27 protein-coding genes are annotated in these 24,227 nt (G+C 68.8%); 12 read left to right on the top strand and 15 right to left on the bottom strand.

Translation table 11 applies throughout. The annotated features are described in order from the left end of the window. Window positions 1-45 precede the first annotated feature (45 nt). The 5 genes from HWX31_RS15560 (at window position 46) to HWX31_RS15540 (ending at window position 4,846) form a co-directional block, all read left to right on the top strand. Window positions 46-1,335 (top strand): MFS transporter, encoded by a 1,290-nt coding sequence (locus HWX31_RS15560; RefSeq protein ID WP_174960062.1) that lies wholly within the window; start codon window positions 46-48, stop codon window positions 1,333-1,335. Further along, window positions 1,332-2,306 (top strand): NAD(P)-dependent oxidoreductase, encoded by a 975-nt coding sequence (locus tag HWX31_RS15555; protein WP_174960060.1) that lies wholly within the window; start codon window positions 1,332-1,334, stop codon window positions 2,304-2,306. The genes HWX31_RS15560 and HWX31_RS15555 overlap by 4 nt, the downstream gene beginning before the upstream one ends. Window positions 2,307-2,583: 277 nt before the next feature. Then, complete coding sequence (locus HWX31_RS15550) at window positions 2,584-3,627, top strand: LacI family DNA-binding transcriptional regulator (RefSeq protein WP_174960058.1); 1,044 nt, start codon at window positions 2,584-2,586, stop codon at window positions 3,625-3,627. Between the two features lie 54 nt (window positions 3,628-3,681). Continuing rightward, entirely contained in the window at window positions 3,682-4,482 is an 801-nt protein-coding gene (locus tag HWX31_RS15545; RefSeq protein ID WP_174960056.1) for a YhfC family intramembrane metalloprotease, read from the top strand. Window position 4,483: 1 nt separating this feature from the next. Then, window positions 4,484-4,846 (top strand): DUF3022 domain-containing protein, encoded by a 363-nt coding sequence (locus tag HWX31_RS15540; protein WP_059611764.1) that lies wholly within the window; start codon window positions 4,484-4,486, stop codon window positions 4,844-4,846. Window positions 4,847-4,876: 30 nt separating this feature from the next. Here the strand turns inward: HWX31_RS15540 and HWX31_RS15535 are convergent, their stop codons facing one another. Next, window positions 4,877-5,311 (bottom strand): PGDYG domain-containing protein, encoded by a 435-nt coding sequence (locus tag HWX31_RS15535; protein WP_042584091.1) that lies wholly within the window; start codon window positions 5,309-5,311, stop codon window positions 4,877-4,879. A gap of 128 nt (window positions 5,312-5,439) precedes the next feature. Further along, on the bottom strand, window positions 5,440-5,931 hold the full coding sequence (locus HWX31_RS15530; protein ID WP_174960054.1) for a Spy/CpxP family protein refolding chaperone: 492 nt from the start codon (window positions 5,929-5,931) through the stop codon (window positions 5,440-5,442). Window positions 5,932-6,214: 283 nt separating this feature from the next. Here HWX31_RS15530 and HWX31_RS15525 point away from each other — a divergent pair, with 283 nt between their 5' ends. Then, a complete protein-coding gene (locus tag HWX31_RS15525) occupies window positions 6,215-6,679 on the top strand; it encodes an Lrp/AsnC family transcriptional regulator (RefSeq protein ID WP_042584089.1) in 465 nt (154 codons plus the stop codon). Between the two features lie 9 nt (window positions 6,680-6,688). Here HWX31_RS15525 and HWX31_RS15520 read toward each other — a convergent pair whose 3' ends face one another. The 4 genes from HWX31_RS15520 to HWX31_RS15505 all read right to left on the bottom strand — a co-directional run bounded on the left by HWX31_RS15520 (window position 6,689) and on the right by HWX31_RS15505 (window position 10,117). After that, entirely contained in the window at window positions 6,689-8,128 is a 1,440-nt protein-coding gene (locus tag HWX31_RS15520; protein WP_174960052.1) for a sensor histidine kinase, read from the bottom strand. After that, window positions 8,104-8,769 (bottom strand): response regulator, encoded by a 666-nt coding sequence (locus tag HWX31_RS15515; RefSeq protein WP_174960050.1) that lies wholly within the window; start codon window positions 8,767-8,769, stop codon window positions 8,104-8,106. Before HWX31_RS15515 ends, HWX31_RS15520 begins: the two co-directional genes overlap by 25 nt. A gap of 83 nt (window positions 8,770-8,852) precedes the next feature. Next, window positions 8,853-9,293 (bottom strand): hypothetical protein, encoded by a 441-nt coding sequence (locus HWX31_RS15510; protein WP_174960048.1) that lies wholly within the window; start codon window positions 9,291-9,293, stop codon window positions 8,853-8,855. Between the two features lie 38 nt (window positions 9,294-9,331). Continuing rightward, window positions 9,332-10,117: a COG4705 family protein gene (locus HWX31_RS15505; RefSeq protein WP_174960046.1), complete on the bottom strand. Its 786-nt coding sequence runs from the start codon at window positions 10,115-10,117 to the stop codon at window positions 9,332-9,334. A gap of 246 nt (window positions 10,118-10,363) precedes the next feature. Between HWX31_RS15505 and HWX31_RS15500 the strand changes: the two genes are divergently transcribed. Further along, window positions 10,364-11,464: a saccharopine dehydrogenase family protein gene (locus HWX31_RS15500; RefSeq protein WP_010092331.1), complete on the top strand. Its 1,101-nt coding sequence runs from the start codon at window positions 10,364-10,366 to the stop codon at window positions 11,462-11,464. Window positions 11,465-11,563: 99 nt separating this feature from the next. On the opposite strand, the gene HWX31_RS15495 is transcribed toward HWX31_RS15500, so the two are convergent. Both HWX31_RS15495 and cydX read right to left on the bottom strand, forming a co-directional pair. Beyond that, window positions 11,564-12,178 carry a P-loop nucleotide/nucleoside kinase family protein gene (locus HWX31_RS15495; protein WP_174960044.1) on the bottom strand — a complete coding sequence of 205 codons (615 nt, stop codon included), beginning with the start codon at window positions 12,176-12,178 and terminating at the stop codon, window positions 11,564-11,566. Next, on the bottom strand, window positions 12,175-12,321 hold the full coding sequence (gene cydX, locus HWX31_RS15490; RefSeq protein WP_174960042.1) for a cytochrome bd-I oxidase subunit CydX: 147 nt from the start codon (window positions 12,319-12,321) through the stop codon (window positions 12,175-12,177). Before cydX ends, HWX31_RS15495 begins: the two co-directional genes overlap by 4 nt. A 201-nt stretch (window positions 12,322-12,522) precedes the next feature. Between cydX and corA the strand changes: the two genes are divergently transcribed. Next, window positions 12,523-13,500 carry a magnesium/cobalt transporter CorA gene (gene corA / locus HWX31_RS15485; RefSeq protein ID WP_059614930.1) on the top strand — a complete coding sequence of 326 codons (978 nt, stop codon included), beginning with the start codon at window positions 12,523-12,525 and terminating at the stop codon, window positions 13,498-13,500. A 15-nt stretch (window positions 13,501-13,515) separates the two neighbouring features. On the opposite strand, the gene HWX31_RS15480 is transcribed toward corA, so the two are convergent. After that, window positions 13,516-13,803 (bottom strand): YciI-like protein, encoded by a 288-nt coding sequence (locus HWX31_RS15480; protein ID WP_174960040.1) that lies wholly within the window; start codon window positions 13,801-13,803, stop codon window positions 13,516-13,518. A 171-nt stretch (window positions 13,804-13,974) separates the two neighbouring features. Beyond that, complete coding sequence (locus HWX31_RS15475) at window positions 13,975-14,463, bottom strand: adenosine-specific kinase (protein WP_088500736.1); 489 nt, start codon at window positions 14,461-14,463, stop codon at window positions 13,975-13,977. 145 nt (window positions 14,464-14,608) lie between these two features. On the opposite strand from HWX31_RS15475, the gene HWX31_RS15470 reads away from it, so the two are divergent. From HWX31_RS15470 to HWX31_RS15460, 3 genes are all read left to right on the top strand, one after another. Beyond that, window positions 14,609-15,583 (top strand): cysteine synthase A, encoded by a 975-nt coding sequence (locus HWX31_RS15470; protein WP_174960038.1) that lies wholly within the window; start codon window positions 14,609-14,611, stop codon window positions 15,581-15,583. Window positions 15,584-15,684: 101 nt separating this feature from the next. Beyond that, window positions 15,685-16,170, top strand: coding sequence for an aminoacyl-tRNA deacylase (locus tag HWX31_RS15465; RefSeq protein ID WP_076480927.1), 486 nt, complete (start codon window positions 15,685-15,687; stop codon window positions 16,168-16,170). A gap of 442 nt (window positions 16,171-16,612) precedes the next feature. Then, entirely contained in the window at window positions 16,613-18,037 is a 1,425-nt protein-coding gene (locus HWX31_RS15460; RefSeq protein ID WP_174960036.1) for an aminotransferase-like domain-containing protein, read from the top strand. A gap of 53 nt (window positions 18,038-18,090) precedes the next feature. Here HWX31_RS15460 and moaD read toward each other — a convergent pair whose 3' ends face one another. The 5 genes from moaD to fdhD all read right to left on the bottom strand — a co-directional run bounded on the left by moaD (window position 18,091) and on the right by fdhD (window position 22,399). Continuing rightward, entirely contained in the window at window positions 18,091-18,348 is a 258-nt protein-coding gene (gene moaD / locus HWX31_RS15455; protein ID WP_059614938.1) for a molybdopterin converting factor subunit 1, read from the bottom strand. A gap of 39 nt (window positions 18,349-18,387) precedes the next feature. Beyond that, window positions 18,388-18,954, bottom strand: a complete 567-nt coding sequence (locus HWX31_RS15450) for a molybdenum cofactor biosynthesis protein MoaE (RefSeq protein ID WP_174960034.1) — start codon at window positions 18,952-18,954, stop codon at window positions 18,388-18,390. A gap of 56 nt (window positions 18,955-19,010) precedes the next feature. Next, a complete protein-coding gene (moaA, locus tag HWX31_RS15445; RefSeq protein WP_174960032.1) occupies window positions 19,011-20,120 on the bottom strand; it encodes a GTP 3',8-cyclase MoaA in 1,110 nt (369 codons plus the stop codon). Between the two features lie 205 nt (window positions 20,121-20,325). Beyond that, window positions 20,326-21,540, bottom strand: a complete 1,215-nt coding sequence (locus tag HWX31_RS15440) for a molybdopterin molybdotransferase MoeA (RefSeq protein ID WP_174960030.1) — start codon at window positions 21,538-21,540, stop codon at window positions 20,326-20,328. Window positions 21,541-21,547: 7 nt separating this feature from the next. Next, window positions 21,548-22,399, bottom strand: a complete 852-nt coding sequence (gene fdhD / locus HWX31_RS15435) for a formate dehydrogenase accessory sulfurtransferase FdhD (RefSeq protein ID WP_174960028.1) — start codon at window positions 22,397-22,399, stop codon at window positions 21,548-21,550. Window positions 22,400-22,824: 425 nt separating this feature from the next. Between fdhD and HWX31_RS15430 the strand changes: the two genes are divergently transcribed. Continuing rightward, complete coding sequence (locus HWX31_RS15430; RefSeq protein WP_059638296.1) at window positions 22,825-24,225, top strand: cytochrome ubiquinol oxidase subunit I; 1,401 nt, start codon at window positions 22,825-22,827, stop codon at window positions 24,223-24,225. Window positions 24,226-24,227: the final 2 nt, after the last annotated feature.

The raw sequence follows: 24,227 nt of genomic DNA, 5'->3' as shown, positions 1-24,227 counted from the left end.
CGTAGCCGGTGCTGAAGCACCCCGGTCGACTCAGGAGACACATCCATGACTGCCAATCTCGCCGCTCGTCGCTGGTGGATGATCATGCCGATCATCTTCATTACCTACAGCCTCGCCTATCTCGACCGCGCGAACTACGGGTTCGCGGCGGCGGCCGGCATCAACCAGGATCTCGGCATCAGCAAGGGCCTGTCGTCGCTGATCGGCGCGCTGTTCTTCCTCGGCTACTTCTTCTTCCAGATTCCCGGCGCGATCTACGCGGAACGCCGCAGCGTCAAGACGCTGGTGTTCTGGAGCCTCGTGCTGTGGGGCGCGTGCGCGGCGCTCACGGGCGTCGTCAGCAACATCCCGTCGCTGATGGCGATCCGCTTCCTGCTCGGCGTCGTCGAGGCGGCCGTGATGCCGGCGATGCTGATCTACATCAGCAACTGGTTCACGAAGCGCGAACGCTCGCGCGCGAACACGTTCCTGATCCTCGGCAACCCGGTCACGGTGCTGTGGATGTCGGTGGTGTCGGGCTATCTCGTCCACGAATTCGGCTGGCGCCACATGTTCATTGCCGAAGGCGTGCCGGCGATCCTCTGGGCCGTGTGCTGGTGGTTCCTCGTGCAGGACAAGCCCGCGCAGGCCAACTGGCTCACCGCGCAGGAAAAGCGCGACCTCGACGCCGCGCTCGCGGCCGAGCAGGCGGCGATCAAGCCGATGCGCAACTACGGCGAGGCGTTCCGCTCGCCGGCCGTGATCAAGCTGTGCGCGCAGTACTTCTGCTGGAGCATCGGCGTGTACGGCTTCGTGCTGTGGCTGCCGTCGATCGTCAAGAACGGTTCCGCGCTCGGGATGGTCGCGACCGGCTGGCTGTCCGCGCTGCCGTACCTGGCGGCGACGATCGCGATGCTCGCCGCGTCGTGGGCGTCCGACCGGCTCGGCTCGCGCCGCGGCTTCGTGTGGCCGTTCCTGCTGATCGGCGCGGCCGCGTTCGCCGCATCGTATGCGCTCGGCTCGACGCACTTCTGGATCTCGTATGCGCTGCTCGTCGTCGCCGGCGCCGCGATGTACGCGCCGTACGGCCCGTTCTTCGCGATCGTGCCGGAGCTGCTGCCGAGGAACGTCGCGGGCGGCGCGATGGCGCTGATCAACAGCATGGGCGCGCTCGGTTCGTTCGTCGGCTCCTATTTCGTCGGCTACCTGAACGGCGCGACCGGCTCGCCCGTCGCGTCGTACGCGTTCATGAGCGCCGCGCTGGTCGCCGCGGTGATCCTCACGCTGTCCGTCAAACCCCAGGCGCGCGATGCGCAGCCGCTCGGCGCGCCGCTGCAAGGAAAAATGCCTCAATGAAGCCTCGTATCGTCGCCTACAAGCCGCTGCCCGACGACGTCCTCGCGTACCTGCGCGAGCATGCGGAAGTCGTGCAGGTCGACGGCGCCGACGCGCTCGCCGCGGCGCTCGGCAACGCGGACGGCGCGATCGGCGCGAGCCTGAAGATCCCGCCGCCGATGCTCGAGCGCGCGCCGCGGCTGAAGGCGTGGTCGACGATCTCGGTCGGCTACGACAACTTCGACGTCGCGGACCTGACCCGGCGCGGCATCGTGCTCGCGCACACGCCGGACGTGCTGACCGAGTCGACCGCCGACACGGTGTTCTCGCTGATCCTCGCGTCGGCCCGGCGCGTCGTCGAGCTGGCGGAGTGGGTGAAGGCCGGCCGCTGGCACCACAGCATCGGCCCGGACCTGTACGGGACCGACGTGCAGGGCAAGACGATCGGCATCGTCGGGCTCGGGCGGATCGGCGCGGCGGTCGCGCGCCGCGCGGCGCTCGGCTTCCGGATGCGGGTGCTGTACACGAACCGCTCCGCGCAGCCGGATGCCGAGGCGCAGTACGGCGCGCGCCGCGTCACGCTCGACGAACTGCTCGCCGCGTCCGATTTCGTGTGCCTGCAGGTGCCGCTGTCGGACGAGACGCGCCACCTGATCGGCGCGGCCGAATTCGCGAAGATGAAGCGCGGCGCGATCCTGATCAACGCGTCGCGCGGGCCGGTCGTCGACGAGGCGGCGCTGATCGACGCGCTGCGCGCGGGCGCGATCCGCGGCGCGGGCCTCGACGTGTTCGAGCGGGAGCCGCTCGCGGCCGACTCGCCGCTGCTGCGGATGAACAACGTCGTCGCGCTGCCGCACATCGGCTCGGCGACCCACGAAACGCGGCACGCGATGGCGCGCTGCGCGGCGGAAAACCTGGTCGGCGCGCTGGCGGGCACGCTGCGCGTCAATCTGGTCAATCCGGACGCGCTGACCCGCGCACGCGCCGGCTGAGCGCGCGGGCGCGGCCGGGAGGGGCCGCGTACGACGGGCGTTTTTCGCGTCGATCGTTTAGAGTCGATGGACTTGGAGCGGCCCCGTCGGCTGCGTTATGATCGCCCGCTCGTCGTCTCGAAGCCGGCGCCGTTGCAAGCGGCTTCGGGCGACCCGTATCCGCGCCGGGTCCGGCGCGGCTGACCGACAGGAGAGTCCGTCAGTTGGCTTACCTATCCAACAACAAACGTCCGCCCGCGTATGTCGCAGAGCGGATCGCACGTCGCGAGGCACGACAGTGACCGAATCGCACCCCATCAGCCAGCGTCCCGCGACGATCAGCGACGTCGCCCGCGAGGCTGGTACCGGCAAGACCAGCGTCTCGCGCTATCTGAACGGCGAGACCCATGTGCTGTCCGCGGATCTGCGCCAGCGGATCGAAGCGGCCATCGCGCGGCTGAACTACCGGCCGAACCAGATGGCGCGCGGCCTCAAGCGCGGCCGCAACCGGCTGCTCGGCATGCTCGCGGCCGACCTGACCAATCCCTATACCGTCGAGGTGCTGTTGGGCGTCGAGGCCGCGTGCCACGCGCTCGGCTACATGCCGCTCATCTGCCACGCGGCGAACGAGGTCGAGATGGAGCGCCGCTTCCTGCAGCTGCTCACCACGTATCGCGTCGAAGGGCTGATCGTCAACGCGCTCGGCGCCGAGGAGGACGTGCTGCGCCCGCTGCGCGGCGGCGGGATTCCGGCGGTGCTGGTCGACCGGACGGTCGAGGGCTTCGACGCCGACCTGATCGGCCTCGACAACGGCGATGCGATCGAGATGGGCGTGCGGCACCTGATCGAGCGCGGTTTCGACGCAATCCACTTCGTCGTGCAGCCGTTCGAGCAGGTCAGCTCGCGGCGCCTGCGCGAGGCAGCATTCCGTGCGACGCTCGCCGCGCACGGCCGGCCGGTGCCCCGGACCGTCGTGCTCGACCTGAATGCGCCCGAGGCCGCGGCCGCCGCGCTCGCCGAACTCGATGCGCGGATCGACGCGGCCGCGCAGCGGGGCACGCGCGCGGCGCTGTTCGCGGCGAACGCGCCGGTCGCGCTCGCGATCGCGCGGCATCTGCGCGCCCGCTTCGGCTCCGCGTGGCAGACGCAGGCGGCGCTGGTGTCGATCGACGATCCGGAATGGGCGGAGCTGATCGGCATCACGACGATTCGTCAGCCGACCTACGAGATCGGCTACAAGGCGGTGGAATTCGTCCACGAGCGGATCGACGGCGCGGCGGGCGACGTGCGCGTCGCGCTGCTGCCCGGCGAGCTGATCGCGCGCGCGTCGACCGCAAGCTGAGTATCATTCGGGGCACACAGCGCGCCAGGTGCGCTGCCCCGAACAAGGATTTACATGACTGTTTCCCCCTTCACGCTGGCGCTGCTGATCGCCGCCACGCTGATCCTCGCACTGCTGCCGCTCGTCCTTTACCGCATCCTGCGCAAGCCGCTGTCGCTCGACAAGCGCGACGCGATCGTCGGCGTCGCCGCGTTTACGCTGTTCGCGATGGTCGTCGAACGCGCATTTCACGGGATCGTGCTGAGCCAGGCGTCCGCCGGCGGCTGGCTGACGCAGCCGCTCGCGTTCGTTGCGTACGGCGCGCTCACGGCCGGCGTGTTCGAGGAAGTGGGGCGCTATCTCGGGATGCGCTACCTGAGCCGCCGCTACGGCGCGACGGCCGGCGACGGTCGCGCGATCGGCTACGGGCTCGGTCACGGCGGCGCGCAAGCATGGTTCGTCGGCGTGCTCGTCTGGGGGCAGTGGATCTACCTCGCATGGCTCGCGAATCACGGCCAGCTCGACGCGCAGCTCGCGGGGCTGCCGGGCGATGCGGTGCTGCGTCTGCACGTGATGCTCGCGACGCTGTCGGCGCCGTCGATCGCGATGCTGCTGCTCGAGCGCGTTGCGGCGTTCGCGCTGCAGGTCGCGCTTTCGATGCTGATGTGGCGGGGCATGCGCGCCGGCTGGCGCGGCGTGCTGCCGCTCGCGATCGCGCTGCACGCGCTCGCGTACGTGCCGGGGATGCTCTATCAGGTCCGCATCCTGCCGGCCGCGTGGGCCGAGGCGTGGCATTTCATGCTGGCCGCGCTGCTGATCGGCGTGCTGGTGAAGCTCTGCCGGCCGTCGCGCGCGGCGGCCCGACGGGAGGCGTGAGATGGATGACTATCTGATCGAATGCGAAAGCGGGGAATTCGATGCGCTCGCGCGCGTGATCTGCGAGCTGTTCCCGGAGCAGACCCGTTTCGTCGAAAGCCGCGACGAACGCGGCCGCTTCCTGTCCGTGCACTGGCTCGCGATGCGTTTCGGCGCGACGCCGAAACGGATGACGCTCGACGTGCGCATCGCGCCGGCCGCGCTCGCGCGCTATCTGGCGATGAGGCCGATGCAGCGCGCGCGCAGCCACGCGGTGCTGCATGCGTATGTGGAAGCGATGCTGGGTTCGCTCGAAGAGCGCCATGCGGCGGGCGAAGCGGTGTCGCGCGACGCGGAGATTGCGCTCGACGAGGAGTTTGCTTGAGCGCGGCGTCTTGAGGGTGCCGGCCGGGCGTCAGCCGGCGTCGCGGTAGACCTGCGCGAAGCGCTGCGCCTGCACGACGCCGTAGTCGCCGGGCGCGTACTGCATCACCCAGTCGCCCGCGACGCCGCGCAGCGTGTCGCCGTTCGCGGAGCGCGCGATCGTGAACGGCTCGTCCATGCGCTTCGCGAGGACCACCGCCGGCCGGTTCCGGTACGCGCCGGGCTCGCCGTGCGCGAGCGCCGGATCGGCCGGCAGGTATTTCGCGTCGAAGCGCGCGCGCGACACGACCCAGCGGTCGCCGGTCGAGCCGGTGATCAGCGCATCGCCGGCCACGTAGCGGTTCGGGCCTTCGAGGCTCATCAGTTCGCCGTCCCCGGCCGCGAAGGCGACCGCGACGGTCTCGTCCTTGACGACGCGCCGGGCCTGCGGATCGGTGCCGAGATCGAGTTGCTTGAGTTCTAGCATGGCGAGGAAATGCGGGAAAAGCGTGGAGCTTATCCCGAAATCGGCGCGCTGTGAAATCGGCGCCGGTCGCCGGCGGAAGCCGCGCAGCCGTCCGGCCCGGCGAGGGCGGGGCGGCTGCGCGTCACGCGTCAGGGCTTCGCGGGTGCGCTCGCGGCCGCGCCGGGCGCCGCCTTGGCCTTGCCGCGGGGCTCGCCGCCGCGGTGCAGCCAGCTGCGGAACGTCGTGTCGGCCAGCGCCTTCTGGTCGGCCGGGAAGCTCGCGTAGAGCGGCGCGAACGCGTCGGCCAGCTTCTTCGCGCCGTCGGCGTTGGCCTGCGCGAGCTCCGCGTACTGCTTCATGTCGTCGATTGCGGTTGCGTTGCGGCTTTCCATCCGCTGCCGGTACAGGCGGCCCATCGTTTCGCCGTTCGCGCGCATCGTGTCGGCGAAGGTCTTCCATTGCGGCTCCTGCGCCGGCGTGATCTTCAACTGGCTGTGCAGGTACGTGATGCGCTCCTCGAGGCGCGCTTCGTGGCGGGCGGCGGCAGCCGGCTGCGCAGGCGCCTGCGGCGGCGTCTGCGTCTGCGCGAACGCGCTGGTCGCAAGCGCGAGCGCAGCGAGGGTGAGCGAAATGTTCTTCATGGTGGCTCTCCGGGTAGTGTCGTGCGAGCGGGTGCGGGCGCTTCTGCGGCGCACGCGGGTTTCGCGTCGCAACATATTAGTAGCACGACGCGCGCCGCGCGTTCAGCCAACGCGACACTTGCTTACATCCGATACGAATCGCAATCGTTGCGTAACCTTTCGGCGAGGTTCGGCGAGGCCGTCTGCCGTCGCCGATGCACGCGCCGGTTGGGCGGGCAGGCGTTCGGCGCTATCATCCCGTCACCTTCCAATCCGAATGCGCTCCGCGCGTGCCTCAAGCCTCATGCGTCCACCTCGCCTCGACCAACTCGACGACCTCGACCGGCAACTCGTCGCGCTGCTGCAAGCCGATGCGCGCGCGAGCGTCGCGGATCTCGCGCGCCAGCTCGACGTTGCGCGCACGACGGTCGTCGCACGCATCGCACGGCTCGAGCGGACCAACGTGATCGCCGGCTACAGCGTGCGGCTCGGGCAGGACGTGCTCGACGCGAGCATCTATGCGTATGTCGGCATCATCCTCGCGCCGAAGTACGGCAAGGACGTGCTGAAGAAGCTCGACCGGATGCCCGAAGTGCAGCTGCTGTGCGCGGTGAGCGGCGAATACGACTACGTCGCATGGCTGCGCGCCGATTCGCCGGAGCGGCTCAACGACCTGCTCGACCAGATCGGCGCGCTCGAAGGCGTCGAGCGCACGACGACGTCGATCATCCTGTCGCGCAAGATCGACCGCGGCACGATCGGCGGGTGATGCGCGCGGTCAGCGCGGTCGGCGCTCGTCGTCCGTCGCCTGCGCCGTGATGCCGGCGGCGGGCAGCCTGTCCTGTCGGGCCTCGGCCGGCGCAGCGCGCGGCGGCCGGCCGTGCGGAATCCGCAGCGACACGCGCAGCCCGCGGCATTGCCGTTCGTCCGCGTACGCGAGCGTGACGACGGCGCCCATCCGGTCGGCGATCGTCTTCACGATCGACAGGCCGAGCCCCGAGCCGATCTGCTCGTTGCCGGGCACCCGGTAGAACGGATCGAATACACGTTCGCGTTCGTGCGGCGCAATGCCCGGCCCGGTATCCGTGACCGTCAGGACCACGTGCGACGCCGTCGCCTGCGTCGACAGGTCGACGCGGCCGCCGCGCGGCGTATAGCGGATCGCGTTGTCGACGAGGTTCTTGACCAGTGACGCCAGCTCGTTTTCGTCGACACATGCGTCGGCGTCGGGGCCTTCCTCGACGCCGATGTCGAGCGCCTTCGCTTCGGCGAGCGGAATCAGGTCTTCCAGCACGCGGCGATAGACCGCCTGCACCGACACGGGGCCGTGCGCCGTGGCCGGCGCGTTCTGCACCCGTGCGAGCGCAAGCAGCTGCTCGATCAGGTTGCGGCTGCGCTCGAGCCCGCCGCGCAACGCCGCGAGGCGCGCGCGCGCATCGGCCGGCAGGTCGGTGTCGGCGAGCCGTTCGGCCTGCAGCGACATGGCCGTGAGCGGCGAGCGCAATTCGTGCGCGGCATCGGCGACGAAGCGGCGCTGCGCGTCGACCGACTGCGCGACGCGTCCCAGCATCCGGTTGATCGCGACGACGAACGGCTGCACTTCGACCGGCACGTGCCCGGCCGGCACGGGCCGCAGGTCGTGCTCGTCACGCGCATCGATCCCGGCCGACAGCGCCGCAACGGGGCGGAACAGCTTGCGCACGAGATCGGCGACGAGCAGCAGCAGGATCGGCACGAGGATCAGGAGCGGCAGCGCGGTGCGCCACGCGCTTTCGCGCGCGACGTCGTCGCGCATGCCGGCTTCCTGCGCGACCGCGATGCGCTCGCCGTTCGCGAGCGTGTGGACCATCACGCGATACGGCTTGCCGCCGGCCTCGAGCGTATGCAGCCCGTCGGCGAGCGTGGCCGGCAATGCGAGCCGGGGCCCGCCGACGGCGGCCGGCCGCGCGTCGCGGCCGAGCGGCTGCACGATCACGCGCGACAGCTCGTCGCTTTCGCGCGCGTGCGCGGCGCCGCCGGGGGGCGACGGCGCGCGCTGACGGTCGAGCAGCGTCGCGATTTCGCGCAGCACGTCATCCTGCAGTTCGTGCGCTTCGTCGAACGCCGACGAGAACGCGAACGCGGCCGCGACCGTCGCGACGACCAGGATCGCGACCGACAGCGCCGCCGACAGGCGAAACCGGATCGACTCGCTCAGGCGCTTCTTGAAACCATCCATCCCACGCCCCTGACGTTCTTGATGACGGCGCTGCCGAGCTTGCGGCGCAGCGAATGGATCAGGAATTCGACCGCATTGCTCTCGACTTCCTCCCCCCAGCCGTAAAGGCGGTCCTCGAGCTCGCGCCGCGACAGGATCGCGCCGGGGCGCACCAGCAGCGCGCGCAGCAGCGAGAACTCGCGATTCGACAACTGCACCGGCGCAAGCCCGTCGACGGCAGCTTCGCGCGTCGCCGGGTCGAGCGACACGACGCCATTGCTCAGCACCGGCGCGGCCGAGCCGGCCTGGCGCCGGATCGCGACGCGGATCCGCGCGAGCAGTTCGGCCATCTCGAACGGCTTCACGATGTAGTCGTCGGCGCCGCCGTCGAGGCCGCGCAGGCGGTCGTCGAGACCGTCGCGCGCGGTGACGACGATCAGCGGCGCGGTGGCGTCCTGCGCGCGGATGCCGGCCAGCACGTCGAGGCCGTCGCGGCCGGGCAGGCCGAGGTCGAGCAGGACCAGGTCGTAATGCTGCGCCGTGAACGCGGTCAACGCGTGCGCGCCGTCCGTCACCCAATCGGTTGCATACGACGCATCCTTCAGCGCGGCTTGGACCGCTTCGCCGATCATCGGGTCGTCTTCGACCAGCAGTATTCGCATGCGTGCTCTCCGTGCGGCGCAAACGCCGCCAGCGTATGCGATTCCCGGCTTCGCGTCACGTGCGCCGCGCGCCCCGGGCGGGATCACCTGCCGCCGAACCGGTCGAAGGCCGCGAGCAGGACCTTCATCGCGGCGGCCGAATCGGCCCGGGTCGGGTGATCGGCGCGCAGCGCGGCGAGCGCGCGGTCGATCGCCTTGTCGACCACGTGCCAGTCGTCGGCGGCGCGCGGCTTCAGGCCGGCCTCGGCCGAGTCCCACGCGATCTCGAGATCCTTGATGCGGGTTTTCGCGCCGGGCAGGTCGCCCTTGCCGACCCGCGCGCTCACGTCGGCGGCGATCGTGCGGAACGCCGACAGGTCGCCGAGCTTCGTTGCGCCGGCGGGGGCGGATGACGAAGCGGCCGGCGCGGCCGCCGGGGTCGACGCATTCGCGTCCTGATGCTTCGAACAGCCGGCGGCGACGCTCAGCGCGGCAGCCGCGACCGCGGCGAGGGCGAGACGGGAAACGCAATCCGGAATGCGCATGATGTGTCCTCGAGTCGATGAACGGAAACGGTCGGGATTCATTCGGCGGCGTCGGCCGGTGTGCGCTGGCCGACGCCAAACTGCGCGGCGGCGACGAGCAGCACGATCACGGTCAGGAACAGCAGGCTCGTCCACGCAGCGCCGATGCCGAGCCCGCCGTACGTGCGGGCCTGCGTGAGCAGGTCGCCGAGCGACGCGCCGAACGGCCGCGTGAGGATGTAGGCGATCCAGAACGCGAGGACCGCGTCGATGCCGAGCCGCCACATCGCGAACACGGCCGCGATCAGTGCGCCGAAGCACAGCGCGCCGACCGTGAAGCCGAGGCCGAGCGCTTCGGTTGCGAGATCGCCGGCGGCGGTGCCGAGCGCGAACGTGCAGAGGATCGCCGCCCAGTAGAACAGTTCGCGTCGCGGCGTGACGATCGTGTCGATCGACAGCGTGCCCTCGACGCGATGCCAGACGAAGAAGATCGCGGCGAGTGCGACCGCGAACGCGGCGGTGCTCGCATACAGGCTGACGCCCAGCCCGTCGGTGAGCAGGTCGGTGATCTGCGTGCCGACGATGCTGACCAGCACGACCGTGAGCCAGTAGATCCACGGCACGTACCGGCGCGTGCGCAATTGCAGCCACAGCGCGATCGCGAGCAGCGACGCCATCGCGATGCGCGTGACGGCCTGGCCGAGGCCTGCGTTGACCGCGAGAAAGTCCGCGCCGGTTTCGCCGACCGTGGTCGACATGATCTTGATGATCCAGAACGACAGCGCGACGTCGGGCACCTTGTTCAGCCAGTGCGGCGCGCGATGGACGGATAGGGTTTGCTGCATGCCGAAGCCTCCTTGGAGTCGGGTGATCGGCAAGCAGTCTGGCGCGGGAAACTTAGGCCACCCATAGCGCGGCCGGCAGGGCGGAAACGGCGTGGTTCGACGAACCGACGAAATGTGACGTCATAACGTCGAAGATACCCGTCGTTTCGCATCATTCTTCGTCTTGGAACTGATTTTGCGCATCCCTAGACTGTGTGCATGGCTCAACGCCGTACACAACACAACCCATCATCAGGAGATAAGCGCATGAAAATCGCCATCGTCGGCGCAGGTCTGATCGGCCACACCATTGCTCACATGCTGCGTGAAACCGGCGACTACGAAGTCGTCGCGTTCGATCGCGACGCGGATGCGCTCGCGAAGCTGTCGCGCGAAGGCATCGCGACGCAGCGTGTCGATTCGGCCGACGCGAATGCGATCCGCGAAGCGGTCAAGGGCTTCGATGCGCTCGTCAACGCGCTGCCGTACTACCTCGCGGTCAACGTCGCGGCCGCCGCGAAGGCGGCAGGCGTCCATTACTTCGACCTGACCGAGGACGTGCGCGCGACGCACGCGATTCGCGAGCTGGCCGACGGGTCCGACCGCGCGTTCATGCCGCAGTGCGGCCTCGCGCCGGGCTTCATCGGCATCGCCGCGCACGAGCTCGTGAACGGCTTCAGCGAGGTGCGCGACGTGAAGATGCGCGTCGGCGCGTTGCCCGAGTACCCGACCAACGCGCTGAAGTACAACCTGACGTGGAGCGTCGACGGCCTGATCAACGAATACTGCCAGCCGTGCGAGGCGATCCGCGACGGCCGCAAGCAGTGGGTGCAGCCGCTCGAAGGCCTCGAGCACTTCTCGCTCGACGGCACCGAATACGAAGCGTTCAACACGTCGGGCGGCCTCGGCACGCTGTGCGAGACGCTGTCGGGCAAGGTCGAGACGCTCGACTACAAGTCGGTGCGCTACCCGGGCCACCGCGACCTCGTGCAGTTCCTGCTCGAGGACCTGCGCCTGTCGACCGATCGCGACACGCTGAAGTCGATCATGCGCCGCGCGGTGCCGTCGACCAAGCAGGACGTCGTACTCGTGTTCGTCACGGTGACGGGCGTGAAGGACGGCCAGCTGGTGCAGGACGTGTTCACGCGCAAGATCTTCGCGAAGGACGTGTGCGGGATGCATATGAGCGCGATCCAGATCACGACGGCCGGCGCGATGTGCGCGGTGCTGGACCTGTTCCGCGAGAAGAAGCTGCCGCAGCACGGCTTCATCCCGCAGGAGAAGGTGTCGCTGAAGGCGTTCCTCGCGAACCGCTTCGGCAAGCTGTACGACGGCGGCACGATGGAGCGCGTGCACGCGCTGGCCTGAATGGCCTGACGTCGGCGCACGACGCCGTCACGACGCCGGGGGCGCGATGCGCCGCCCGGCGTTTTTTCTTTGCGGCAGGATGCTTTGCGGCAGGAGCGTTCAGGCGGGCAGCGGCGGGACGAGCGGCGCCCGCGGCGGCGGCACGATCCGCGCGAGCAGCGCGTTGACGTCCGCGTCGGTCGCCGCGGTGTTGTCGAACATCACGAGCCCTTCGCATTCGGCGCCGGTCGGCACGAAGCGGCGCTGCCGGTATTCGTCCCAGTGCGCGAGCTTGTACGCGTCGTTCGGGTTGCCGCGCGCGACGATCCGCTGGTGCGCGACGTCTTCCGGCACATGGACCCAGACGACCGTCAGCGTGACCTCGGGGCCGATGCCGAGCCACGCGCGGTCGAAGATGCGCCGGTCGCGCACCTCGCGCGACAGCGGGCCGACGACGAGCGCGCCGATGCCGAGCGCGAGGTTCTCGCGCGCGGTGTCGAGCAGGCCCTGGTATTCGGGATCGCGCAGATGCTTCAGGTAGAGCGGGCTGTCGCGGTCGTTCGGGTCGTGGGTGAGGGCGCCCATCGCCGCCGAGCTGTAGCGGCCGTACAGCGTGTCCTTGTCGAGCAGGCAGAAGGCCTCGCCGGTTGCGCGCATCAGCGGCCCGATGAGCCGCTTCGCGAGCGTGGTCTTGCCGGTGCCGGCGTGGCCGCAGAAGAACACCAGATGCGTCACGAGGGCGTGCTCCCCGATCCGGGCCGGCTGGCGCCGTTGAGATTCGGGTCGCGCGGATACACTTCCGCTTCCAGCCACATCGCGTTGATGATGCCGAAGCCGAGCGCAACGCCGATGCCGAGTATCCACGAGAAATACCACATGGGTCCGTCTCCTTGACGCTGAGGTGATGAGGCCGCGCGGCCGGGCCGCGTGCGGGCGTGCGGGTGCGTGCCCGCGCATGCCGCGGCGCACGCAGCCCGATCATGACCAATAACGGCGCGCCGCGCAAGCCGCGCCGAAGCGGGACCGGACCTGCGACAAACCGGTAAACTGGCGGACGAAACCGCAACATGATGGAAACAATGCTGATCAACTGCGCTGCATACCAGGACGGCCGCAAGCTGGCCGACATCGACATCGACGCCATCAGCGACTACGTGTCGAAGCCCGAGTGCTTCGTGTGGGTCGCGTTGAAAGACCCGACGCCGGACGAGCTCGAACTGATGGGCGAGGAATTCGGGCTGCACGAGCTTGCGCTCGAGGACGCCCGCAAGGGCCATCAACGGCCGAAGATCGAGGAATACGGCGACTCGCTGTTCGCGGTGCTGCACACGGTCGAGTTCGACAAGGACGGCGAATTCAACGTCGGCGAGCTGAACGTGTTCGTCGGGCCGAACTACGTGCTGTCGATCCGCAATCACACCGAGCAGGATTTCCGCGCGGTGCGCACGCGCTGCGAGCGCGAGCCGCATCTGCTGCAGGAAGGCTCTGCGTTCGTGTTCTACGCGCTGATGGACCAGGTCGTCGACCGCTATTTCCCGGTCCTCGAGACGCTCGGCAACGAGCTCGAGGAGCTCGAGGACCGCATCTTCGCGAAAGCGACGCCCGCGGCGTCGCGCGCGATCATCGAGGACCTGTATTCGCTGAAGCGCCAGCTCGTGATGCTGCACCAGCACACGGCGCCGCTGCTCGAGCCGCTCGCGAAGCTGACGGGCGGGCGCATCCCGCAGGTCTGCAGCGGGATGGAGCATTACTTTCGCGACGTGTACGACCACCTGCAGCGGATCGTGAGGACGATCGAGGGGCGGCGCGAGATGGTCGTGACGGCGGTCCAGGTCAATCTCGGAATGATCTCGCTCGCGGAGAACGAGGTGACCAAGCGGCTCGGCTCGTTCGCCGCGCTGTTCGCGATTCCGACGATGATCGCCGGCATCTACGGGATGAACTTCAACAACATGCCCGAACTGCACTTGAAGTACGGCTTCTACGGTTGTCTCGGCGTGATGCTCGTGACCGACCTCGCGCTGTGGTGGCGCTTCAAGCGGGCAGGGTGGCTGTAGCCTGGTGAGCAGACCCTAGCGCGGCGCGTGCTTGCCGACCACGACGCGCCACGGACGCACGCGCCACGACTTGACGAGGCCGTTCTGCACGTAAGGATCGGCGCGCGCGAACGATTCGGCCACTTCGGCCGAGTCTCCCTCGAAGACGAGCACGGCCTGGTCGGCCGGGTCCGAGAACGCGCCCGCGAGCACCAGCTCGCCGCGCTCGGTGGCGGCGTGCGCGAGCGCGAGATGCTCGGCGCGGAACGGCTCGCGCCGCGTCAGGTAGTCGTCGACGAGTTCGTAGATCAGCTGGTAATGCATGCGTCGCTCCCGGTATCGGCCTGCGGGGAAGTATAGGGCACACGCACCGCACATCCCGACGAATCGCAACTAACGGTCGAGCTTTTTTACCGCCGCCGAATCCTGACGCGTCATCGCGGAGCCTGGCCTGCAAAGCCACCAGGGCCGGCGCGGGTTCGCGGCGTATCCCGCCTACGCCTTGTATCCGATGGTGCGCAGCAGCTCCTTGCGCCAGCGCACGTCGTCGTCGTTTTCGACGCCGAGCGGCGTAAAGCCGTCGACGACGCCGACGATGCCGCGGCCCTGCGCGGTCTCCGCGACGATTACCTCGGTCGGGTTCGCGCTCGCGCAAAAAATCCGGCAGACCTCCGGCACGGCCTTGATCGCGTTCAGCACGTTGACCGGGTAGAAGCCGTCGCCGAGCAGCACGATGAAGGCGTGACCGGCGCCGATCGCGGTGGCGTTGCGGGACGCGAGCTCGACCAGGTCCGGATCGGTGCCGGAGCGCCGCACGAGCCGCTTGCCCGACGCCTCGCAGAACGCGAGGCCGAAGCGGATGCCGGGCACGGTGCCGACGAGCGCCTCGTGGATGTCCTCGACGGACTTGATGAAGTGCGTCTGGCCGAGAATGAAGTTCATCGTCTCGGGCTTGTGGACGGTCACGGTGTGCAATTGCAGCATGGCGGACCTCGTCTGGGGCGATGCGGCGCGGGCGTCGCGGATGGGCTCTCCAAGCTTAGTACGCGATCGCCGGCGGCGAAAGCGGGCGGCGGCGCGGCGTCCTATCCTTCGTTGTGTGCGGGTTGGGCGCGCGACGGAGGGGCATATGGACGTGCGACAAGGTTTCGTCGACTGCGTGGGGCGCACGCCGCTGATCCGGCTGGCGAAGCTCAGCGCGGAGACCGGCTGCGAGATCCTGGGCAAGGCGGAATTCATGAATCCGGGCGGCTCCGTGAAGGACCGCGCGGCGCTCTACATCATCCGCGACGCCGAGCAGCGCGGCGTGCTGACGCCGGGCGGCACCGTCGTCGAAGGGACGGCGGGCAACACCGGCATCGGGCTCGCGCACATCTGCGCGGCGCGCGGCTATCGCTGCGTGATCGTGATACCGGAAACGCAATCGCCGGAGAAGATGGAAATCCTGCGCACGCTCGGCGCCGAGGTGCGGCCGGTGCCGGCGGCGCCGTACCGCGACCCGAACAATTATCAGAAGATTGCCGGCCGGCTCGCGGACGAGCTCGACAACGCGGTATGGGCCAACCAGTTCGACAACCTCGTCAACCGGCAGGCGCACTACGAGACGACCGGGCCGGAAATCTGGCGCGACACGGCGGGCACGGTCGATGCATTCGTGTGCGCGACCGGCACAGGCGGCACGCTGGCTGGCGTGAGCAGCTACCTGAAGGAGCAGGACCCGGAGATCCGGATCGTGCTCGCCGACCCGCACGGCAGCGGCCTCTACAGCCACGTGAAAACGGGCGAGATCAAGGCGGAAGGCAGCTCGATCACCGAAGGGATCGGCTCGACGCGGATCACCGCGAATCTCGCCGGCGCGCCGATCGACGACGCGGTGCGCATCGACGACGTGCAGTGCGTGACGATGGTCTACCGGCTGCTGCGCGAGGAGGGGCTGTACGTCGGCGGATCGAGCGGCATCAACGTCGCGGCGGCAGTCTGGCTCGCCCGCCGGATGGGACCCGGACATACGATCGTGACGCTGCTGTGCGATCGCGGCGACATCTATCGCGCGCGGCTGTTCAACCCCGCATGGCTGCGCGAGAAGGGTCTGGAACCGGCGTGACGATGGGGGGCAACGGGATTTTCCATTCGCGCGATTGCGACCTATGCTGAACGAATCCGGAGCGAACGCCGTTCGCCCGATTCGTTCAGACGAGGTGTGCCATGTCCATGTCTGCGACCCTGCAGGACTGCCTGCGGCAGAAGTCCTCGCGGTACGAAGTCGTGTACCACCCCTATAGCCATACGAGCATGGAGACCGCCGCCGCCGCGCATATCCCCGGCGATCGCCTCGCGAAAACCGTGCTGCTCGAAGACGACGACGGCTATGTCGCGGCCGTGCTGCCGACGACGCACGCGGTGCGCCTGTCCGATCTTTGGGCGAAGACCGGCCGGCATCTCGTGCTCGCGAAGGAGCTCGAGTTGCGCGAGCTGTTCAAGGACTGCGATGCGGGCGCGCTGCCGCCGGTCTGCATGGCCTACGGCATGCAGACGTTCCTCGAGGAAAATCTGGCGACGCAGCCGGAAGTCTATTTCGAGGCCGGCGACCACGAAGCGCTGATCCACATGACGCAGGATGAGTTCCTGTCGCTGATGGAAACCGCCGAGCGCGCGCATTTCTCGCACAAGATGCAGGGCATGGCGTCTTGAGCGGCAGCCGGCGCGGGCGATCGTCGTCGGCCGTCATGGCGGCCGACGGCGGGATCGAGGCGACGCATCTTTTCAGGCTGCGCGCCCGAGGGGCGAGCGTGCGCCAGTAAATTGCCGTCGGGGACCGTTCGTGCTCCCTACCTTTCCGCGATTCGACTTCTCTTCCCGACACTTCCCCGTCGCGAATTCGTAAGACGTACAGTTCGCGCGCAGTAACCCTGATTGCCCAAACTGTACTCTTGTGCGCACGATGAATGTGTGTGCTCGCGACCGACTGTTCTCCTTTTACTCTTCCATCATCAAAAGCACAGCATCGCGGCGCCCGAGGTTTGGGGGCGCTGCGGATGCCCCCACGAGAGAGTCAAGCGATGGAAAAGGCAAGGTCGAACGGAAAGCGCGCGACGCATCACGTCCCGGGCGGCGCCCCGGCGGGAGGCGCACGATGAAACTGTACGAGAAGCTCGCGGACGACATCGAGCGCCTGGTCCGCCAGGGCGTGTACCGGCACGGCGACCGGATCCCGTCGGTGCGGCAGGCGAGCCAGCAGCACCGGCTCAGCATCACGACGGTCCTGCACGCATACCTGCTGCTCGAAAGCCGCGGCCTGCTGGAAAGCCGCCCGCAGTCCGGCTACTTCGTGAACCTGCGGCGCGACGACGGCAACGGCCAGGTGCACGAGCTGCGCCCGTCGAAGCCGATCGCGATCTCGTCGTCGGTCGACGTCAGCCGGCTCGTGCTGTCGACGCTGCGCTCGATCGACGCCGACGACGCGGTGCCGCTCGGCTCGCCGTACCCCGACCCCGGCCTGTTTCCGTTCGAGAAGCTGAACCGCTACGCGTATGCGGCCGGCCGCGACAAGTCGCTGTGGGGCGTGACGGACGGGCTGCCGCCCGGCAGCCCGCGTCTCGTGCGGCAGATCGCGCGACGCTACCTGGAGAACGGCATGTCGGTCGACCCGAACGAGATCATCGTCACGGTCGGCGCGACGGAGGCGATCAACCTGTGCCTGCAGGCGGTCGCGAAGCCCGGCGACGTGATCGCGGTCGAGTCGCCGACCTTCTATGCGATGCTGCACGCGATCGAGCGGATGGGGATGAAGGCGATCGAGGTGTCGACGCATCCGGAGTACGGCATCGACATCGGCGCACTCGCGGCGATCATGAAGTCGCAGCCGATCGCCGCGTGCATGGTGATGCCGAACTTCCAGAATCCGCTCGGCTTCCAGATGCCGGACGAGCGCAAGCGCGAACTGGTCGAATTCGCGGCGAAGGCGGAGCTGCCGATCATCGAGAACGGCGTGTACAACGAGCTGTACTTCGGCGACACGCATCCGAGCACGCTGAAATCGTTCGACAAGAAGGGGCTCGTGCTGCACTGCTCGTCGTTCTCGAAGAGCCTGACGGCCGCGTACCGGATCGGCTGGGCGCTGCCGGGCCGCTACCGCGATCAGGTCGAGAAGCTGAAGTTCCTGAACACGCTGACGACGCCGCTGCTGCCGCAGCTCGCGATCGCGGAATTCCTCGAACGCGACGGCTACGAGCATCACCTGCGGCGGGTCCGCAAGGCGTATGCGCAGCAGGCGAACCTGATGCGGGCGATCGTGTCACGGTTCTTCCCCGAAGGCACGCGCATCTCGAGCCCGGCGGGCGGCTACGTGCTGTGGGTCGAGCTGCCCGCGAAGGTGGATGCGATGCGGCTGTACCAGCTTGCGCTGGAGCAGGGGATCACCATCGGCCCCGGCTACATGTTCTCGATTTCGGACAACTACAGGAACTTCATCCGGCTGAACTACAGCAGCCCATGGTCGAGCCAGATCGAGCAGGCGGTCATCACGGTCGGCAAGCTGGCGGCGATCTGCGCGCGCTGAGTTGAACTGAGCGGGGCGCAGCGCACGGCGCGGCGGGTTCGCCGCGCCGTGCGTCAGCCGCCGGTGACGGGTGGGAAGAACGCGATTTCGCAGTCCTCGCGCAACACGAACGAGCCGGTCACCATCTCGTGATCGACGGCGGTGCGCACCGGCCGCTCGTCGCGCAGCGCCTGTGCGCTGCGTTCGTCGCGTGCGGCGAGCGTGCCGCGCAATGCATCCACGGTGAGCTCGGGCGCGTCGATCTCCAGGGTTTCCTCGTCGATGCGGAGTTGTTCGCGAATGCTCGCGAAATATTTGATCGTCAGTCTCATGATGGGTCGTTGGCGGGAAGGGAAGGTGCGGCGGGCGGGTCAGCCCCAGCGCTTCATGGCGTGATCGTCGTGCGTCTTGGCCTCGACCCATTCGGCCACGCCGTCGTGCCGGATTTCCTTCTTCCAGAACGGCGCATGGGTCTTCAGGAAATCCATCATGAATTCGCACGCGTCGAAGGCCGCGGCCCGATGCGGCGCGGCCACGACCACCAGCACGACCGGATGGCCGAGCGCGATCCGGCCGATCCGGTGCACGATCCTGACCGCTTCGAGCGGCCAGCGCGCGGACGCTTCCTCGACGATGCTCCACAGCGACCGTTCGGTCATGCCAGGATAGTGCTCGATGTCGAGCGAGACGACGTCGTCGACGTCGCCCGACTGCCGCACGACGCCGAGGAAATTCACGACCGCGCCGACGCGCGGGTTGCGCACGATCGGCGTGATCTCCGCATCGACGTCGATCGGTTCGTACTGGACCCGGACCTCGATGCCGCCGGAGATCGCGGGCGGCGAATGCGGGGGTGGCCCGGCGGGCTCGTCGCCGTGACGGCGGTCGGAACGTGCCGGGTCGTCCGGCTCGGCTTGCGGATCGATGAGTGACGTCATGACTGTTCTCCAGGGGGCGGTTCGTCTCGCATCGCGCGGCAGCGGTCAGCCGTCCGTCAGCCGCCGACGAGCGACATGCGTACCGTCGGGTAGGTCTTGCCGGTGCGACGGGCGCGGTGCGCCGCGCGCAGCTCCGAGTAGCGGTCGTCGCGGCGCAGCCAGCGGCCGCGGATCGCGGCGACGAGCTGATCGAGCGGCGCCGCGTCGCCGAGCCACGGCCGCAGGTCCGTGCCGTGCGTCGCGAACAGGCAGGTGTACAGCTGGCCGTCGGCCGACACGCGTGCGCGCGAGCACGTGCCGCAAAACGGATGCGAGACGCTGGCGATGAAACCGACTTCGCCCGCGCCGTCGGCGTGCCGATAGCGCAGCGCGGTGCCGACGTGCGCGTCGTCGTCGGCGGCGTCCGCGAGCAGCGGATACGCGGATTCGATGATCCCGCGCATCTGCGCGGTCGTGACGACCTTGTCGGTCGCCCAGAATTGCGCGCCGCCGACGTCCATGTATTCGATGAAGCGCACGGCGATGCCGGTGTGCCGGAACGCGCGCACGAGCGGCAGCAGCTGGTCGTCGTTGACGCCGCGCTCGATCACCGAATTGACCTTGACGGGCGCGAGCCCGGCCGCCTGCGCGGCCTCGATGCCGGCCAGGATGCGCGACACCGGCATGTCGACGTCGCTCATCTTGCGGAACACCGCGTCGTCGATCGCATCGAGGCTCACGGTCACGCGCCCGAGGCCCGCGTCGCGCAGCGCGCGCGCCTTCGCGGCGAGCAGCGATCCGTTCGTCGTCAGCGCGATCTCGACCGGCTTGCCGTCGACGGTCGTCAGCGCCGCAAGCGACTCGATCAGCGTTTCGATCCCGCGCCGCAGCAGCGGCTCGCCGCCGGTCAGGCGGATCTTCTCGACGCCGAGCGCGACGAACGCGCGCGCGATGCGGGTCAGCTCCGCGAACGACAGGCGCGCCGACGAAGGCATGAACGCGTAGTCGGCACCGAAGCTCTCGCGCGGCATGCAGTACGTGCAGCGGAAGTTGCACTGATCGATGACGGACAGCCGCAAGTCGCGCAGCGGGCGGGCGAGCGTGTCGACGGTGCCGGGTGGGTCGCTCGCCGCCGCGCCGCGGCTCGGCGCGGTGAGGGTCGGCGTGACGGAGTCGATGACGTTCACGATCTGTCCGTTGGCCTGCGCAGGATGAGAGGAAACGGGCCGTCGGCGGCCCGCGCGACGCGTCGGCACGACGGCACGGCGGCCGTGACAGGCGCCAAGCCGGAGGATAGTCCGCCGCAATGGCCGTGCAGAGACACAATCCCGGCCGAATCGCAGGAATACAGTTCGCCGCCGCGCCGCAGCATGACGATGCGCGTCGCGGCCGTCATGCGAGCCATTGCGCGAAATCGTAGTACGGCACCGCGTCGCCGCGCGCGATCGCGCGGCCGGCCGGCAGCCGGGCGATGCCGGCCGCGTCCGCGAGCGAGCACAGCGTGCCGGCGCCTTGCTGCCGCAGCGTATCGAGCACCGGCAGCCCGTTCGATGCAACGCCGCATCGCACCCGGATGAAACGGTCGCGCGCGTCGTCCGCTTCGATGTCGGCGCCGATCGGCAGCGACGGCGCGAGCGGCAGGCGCTCGTCGCGCCCCTGCAGGCAGCGGATCAGCGGCGTGACGAGCAGCGCGAACGCCGTCAGCGCGGCGCCCGGATTGCCGGGCAGCAGCACCACCGGCTTGCCGTCGAGCCGTGCGAGCGCGACGGGCTTGCCGGGCTTCATGCGCACGCCGGACAGCACGAACGACGCGCCGAGCGCGGTCAGCGCGGGTCGCACGAGATCCCGGTCGCCGACGGACGCGCCGCCGGCGCACACGATCAGGTCGCAGCGGGCATGCAGGTCGCGCAGCGCGCGGTCGATCGCGTCCGCCGTATCGTGCGCATGCGTGCTCGCCGCGACGATCGCGCCGGCGCCCGCAACCAGCGCGGCCAGCATCGGCGCGTTGCTGTTGTAGATCTGCTGCGGCAGCCGGGGCTGGCCGCACGCGACGAGCTCGTCGCCCGTCGTCAGGATGCCGATGCGCAGCGCCGGATGAACGTCGACGCAACCGATGCCCTGCGCGGCGATCATCCCGACGTGCGCGGGCCGCAGCCGCACGCCGGCGGGAATCAGCACGCGGCCCGCCTGCAGCTCCTCGCCGCGGCGGCGGATGTGCATGCCGCAACGCACGTCCGCATCGAACGTCACGTGTCCGTCGCGTTCCTGTGCGTCTTCCTGCATGACGACCGTATCCGCGCCGGGCGGGATCAGGCTGCCGGTGAAGATGCGCGCCGCGGTGCGCGGCGCGAGCGGCAACGGCGCATCGCCCGCGTAGCAGCGCTGCGCGACGGGCAAGGGCGTGCCGCTCGCGAGTTCGGCGTGACGCACCGCGTAGCCGTCCATCGCGCTCTGGTCGGCGCTCGGCTGGTCGAGCACGGCGACGAGCGGCGCGGCCAGCACGCGGCCCGCCGCGTCGGCGGTCGGCACGGACGTCGCGGCGAGCGGCCGCGCGAACGCGTGCGCGAACTGCTGCTGGGCGGTTTCGAAGTCGATCGGTCGGGTCATCGTGGCGTTACTGTTCAAGGGCTGCCGGAGAATGGGCCTGAGCGGCCGGAGCGGTGTATTCGACGAAGCCGTCGCCGCGGCAGAAGCCGAGCAGGCGGATGCCGGCTTCGCGCGCGACGTCGATCGCGAGCGAGGTCGGCGCGGAGATCGTCGCGACCATCGGAATGTCGAGGCGCGCGGCCTTGCGGACGAGCTCGTAGCTGGCGCGGCTCGACAGGAACACGAAGCCGTCGCGCGTGTCCGCGCGGCGCTGCGCGAGCTGGCCGATCAGCTTGTCGAGCGCGTTGTGCCGGCCGACGTCCTCGAAGACGTCGACGACCGCGCCGTCGCGGCTGCACCACGCGGCCGCGTGAATCCCGCCGGTGTCGCGCATCAGCACCTGGTGCGCAGGCAGCGCGCGCGACGCGCGTTCGACCGCGTCGGCGCCGATGCCGGCCGCGGCGCCCGCGTGTCGGATCCGTGACGGATGCAGGTCGAGCTGCTCGATGCTCTCGATGCCGCACACGCCGCAGCCGGTGCGGCCGGCCAGCGCGCGCCGCCGCGCCTTCAGCGCCATGAACGCCTGCTGGGCGACGGTGAGGCGCACCACGGCGCCGCTTGCCGTGCATTCGCTTTCGATGTCGAAGACGTCCGACGCGCGCTCGACGATGCCTTCGCTCAGCGCGAAGCCGAGGCCGAACACGTCGAGGTCGATCGGCGTCGCCATCATCACGGCATGCGAAATATCGTTGAACACGAGGGCGACCGGGCACTCCTCGACGACTCGGTCGACGACCTGTGCGAGGTCTCCGTGACGATGGCGCGTCACGTCGCACGCGACGCTGCCGACCGGCTCGACTGGAAGGGCGCATGGCTGCATGAAAGATCCCCTGAATTTCGACAGGCGGCCGAACGATCGGCGCGCCGATGGATGACGGGACCCGCGACGGCCGTCGCATCTGTACGCCGAGTGCCGGGAACCCGAATCCGCTGCCAGCTTACGGGCGTTCGGTTGGGGCGTACGTGCACAGCGCCGCGACCGAAAAAGCAGTACAGATAGCAGGCGTGATGCGGGGCAACCCGGTTTTACATGCACACCTCGCGAAGGGGGCAACGAGCACAGTTCGCAAGCGCGAGCGAGTGATTGCGAGCGGCATTCGAAACGCGATATCGTCGTTTCGCCTCGATGCCGGTGCGATGCGATTCACATGCGATCGCCGGGCCGGCCGCAGGGGCGGCCGTCGGGCCTCGCGGGGATTTCCTGCTTCGGGCGGACGTCTTCACAACCACGACCACACAACGATCATGGAAATCTTCGATGCATTCCACCTGGCGCGGCTGCAGTTCGCGTTCACGGTGTCCTTTCATATCGTGTTCCCCGCGATCAGCATCGGCATGGCGAGCTTTCTCGCCGTGCTCGAATGGCGCTGGCTGGCCACGGGCGACGCCGCGTACAAATCGATGTTCCAGTTCTGGTCGAAGATCTTCGCGGTCGGCTTCGGCATGGGCGTCGTGTCCGGCGTCGTGATGGCCTACGAGTTCGGCACCAACTGGAGCGGGTTTTCCCGGATCGCCGGCAACATCACCGGGCCGCTGCTGACGTACGAGGTATTGACGGCGTTCTTCCTCGAAGCCGGCTTCCTCGGCGTGATGCTGTTCGGCTGGAACCGCGTGAGCCCGCGCGCGCACTTCTTCGCGACGCTGATGGTCGCGGTCGGCACGCTGATCTCGACGTTCTGGATCCTGTCGTCGAACAGCTTCATGCAGACGCCGCAGGGCTACGCGATCCGGGACGGCATCGTCGTTCCGGTCGACTGGATGAAGGTGGTGTTCAATCCGTCGTTCCCGTACCGCCTTGCGCACATGACGATCGCGGCGTTCATCGTCGCGGGCTTCATCGTGGCCGCCTGCGGTGCGTGGCATCTGCTGCGCGGCCGCCGCGACGAGCCGGTCAAGCGCAGCTTCTCGATGGCGCTGTGGATGCTGCTGCTGCTCGCGCCGGTGCAGATCGTCGTCGGCGATGCGCACGGCCTCAACACGCGCGAATACCAGCCGGCGAAGATCGCGGCGATCGAAGGTCTGTGGGAAACCGAGAAGGGCGGCACCGCGCTCAACCTGTTCGGCCTGCCCGACATGCAGGCGGAAGTCACGCGCTACGCGGTGCAGGTGCCGCACCTCGGCAGCCTGATCCTCACGCACAGCTGGAGCGGCGAGATCCGCGGGCTGAAGGAATTCCCCCCGCAGAACCGCCCGAACTCGACGATCATCTTCTGGACGTTCCGGATCATGGCCGGCCTCGGCATGCTGATGCTGCTCACAGCGCTGCTCGGCTTGCTGCTCAGAAAGGGCGGCCGCCTCTATGAAACGCGCTGGTTCCAGTGGTTCGTGTTGTGCATGGGGCCGTCGGGCATCGTCGCGCTGCTCGCCGGCTGGATCACGACCGAGGTCGGCCGGCAGCCTTGGACGGTGTACGGCGTGCTGCGCACCGCGGATTCGGTCGCGCCGCTCAGCGCGCAGCAGGTCGGCGTGTCGCTGCTGATCTTCGTGGTGGTGTATTTCCTCGTATTCGGAACGGGTGTCTACTACATGTTGAAACTGATGAAGCACGGGCCGGCCGCGAACGCCGGATACATCGAACTGCACCGGCATCCGGGGCTGCGCAAGAGCGCGCTGTCCACGCCGCTCAACGTCACCGAAGCGGAGTAAGC

Origin of the sequence: Burkholderia ubonensis (genome assembly GCF_902833085.1) — a bacterium.
Lineage (GTDB): Bacteria > Pseudomonadota > Gammaproteobacteria > Burkholderiales > Burkholderiaceae > Burkholderia > Burkholderia ubonensis.
Note: the sequence above shows the minus strand (reverse complement) of the source record. Positions and strands in the feature narration are given on the sequence as shown.

Bases quoted from the DNA above. Each gene is read 5' to 3' on its own strand.
- HWX31_RS15430 (WP_059638296.1), top strand. From the start codon at position 22,825: ATGGAAATCTTCGATGCATTCCACCTGGCGCGGCTGCAGTTCGCGTTC.
- HWX31_RS15540 (WP_059611764.1), top strand. From the start codon at position 4,484: ATGGATGACTATCTGATCGAATGCGAAAGCGGGGAATTCGATGCGCTC.
- HWX31_RS15535 (WP_042584091.1), bottom strand. From the start codon at position 5,311: ATGCTAGAACTCAAGCAACTCGATCTCGGCACCGATCCGCAGGCCCGG.
- cydX (WP_174960042.1), bottom strand. From the start codon at position 12,321: ATGTGGTATTTCTCGTGGATACTCGGCATCGGCGTTGCGCTCGGCTTC.
- HWX31_RS15480 (WP_174960040.1), bottom strand. From the start codon at position 13,803: ATGCATTACCAGCTGATCTACGAACTCGTCGACGACTACCTGACGCGG.
- HWX31_RS15515 (WP_174960050.1), bottom strand. From the start codon at position 8,769: ATGCGAATACTGCTGGTCGAAGACGACCCGATGATCGGCGAAGCGGTC.
- HWX31_RS15545 (WP_174960056.1), top strand. From the start codon at position 3,682: ATGACTGTTTCCCCCTTCACGCTGGCGCTGCTGATCGCCGCCACGCTG.
- HWX31_RS15500 (WP_010092331.1), top strand. From the start codon at position 10,364: ATGAAAATCGCCATCGTCGGCGCAGGTCTGATCGGCCACACCATTGCT.
- HWX31_RS15560 (WP_174960062.1), top strand. From the start codon at position 46: ATGACTGCCAATCTCGCCGCTCGTCGCTGGTGGATGATCATGCCGATC.
- HWX31_RS15470 (WP_174960038.1), top strand. From the start codon at position 14,609: ATGGACGTGCGACAAGGTTTCGTCGACTGCGTGGGGCGCACGCCGCTG.
- HWX31_RS15465 (WP_076480927.1), top strand. From the start codon at position 15,685: ATGTCCATGTCTGCGACCCTGCAGGACTGCCTGCGGCAGAAGTCCTCG.
- HWX31_RS15475 (WP_088500736.1), bottom strand. From the start codon at position 14,463: ATGCTGCAATTGCACACCGTGACCGTCCACAAGCCCGAGACGATGAAC.
- HWX31_RS15555 (WP_174960060.1), top strand. From the start codon at position 1,332: ATGAAGCCTCGTATCGTCGCCTACAAGCCGCTGCCCGACGACGTCCTC.
- HWX31_RS15505 (WP_174960046.1), bottom strand. From the start codon at position 10,117: ATGCAGCAAACCCTATCCGTCCATCGCGCGCCGCACTGGCTGAACAAG.
- HWX31_RS15525 (WP_042584089.1), top strand. From the start codon at position 6,215: ATGCGTCCACCTCGCCTCGACCAACTCGACGACCTCGACCGGCAACTC.
- HWX31_RS15520 (WP_174960052.1), bottom strand. From the start codon at position 8,128: ATGGATGGTTTCAAGAAGCGCCTGAGCGAGTCGATCCGGTTTCGCCTG.
- HWX31_RS15450 (WP_174960034.1), bottom strand. From the start codon at position 18,954: ATGACGTCACTCATCGATCCGCAAGCCGAGCCGGACGACCCGGCACGT.
- corA (WP_059614930.1), top strand. From the start codon at position 12,523: ATGCTGATCAACTGCGCTGCATACCAGGACGGCCGCAAGCTGGCCGAC.
- moaD (WP_059614938.1), bottom strand. From the start codon at position 18,348: ATGAGACTGACGATCAAATATTTCGCGAGCATTCGCGAACAACTCCGC.
- HWX31_RS15460 (WP_174960036.1), top strand. From the start codon at position 16,613: ATGAAACTGTACGAGAAGCTCGCGGACGACATCGAGCGCCTGGTCCGC.
- HWX31_RS15510 (WP_174960048.1), bottom strand. From the start codon at position 9,293: ATGCGCATTCCGGATTGCGTTTCCCGTCTCGCCCTCGCCGCGGTCGCG.
- HWX31_RS15440 (WP_174960030.1), bottom strand. From the start codon at position 21,540: ATGACCCGACCGATCGACTTCGAAACCGCCCAGCAGCAGTTCGCGCAC.
- fdhD (WP_174960028.1), bottom strand. From the start codon at position 22,399: ATGCAGCCATGCGCCCTTCCAGTCGAGCCGGTCGGCAGCGTCGCGTGC.
- HWX31_RS15530 (WP_174960054.1), bottom strand. From the start codon at position 5,931: ATGAAGAACATTTCGCTCACCCTCGCTGCGCTCGCGCTTGCGACCAGC.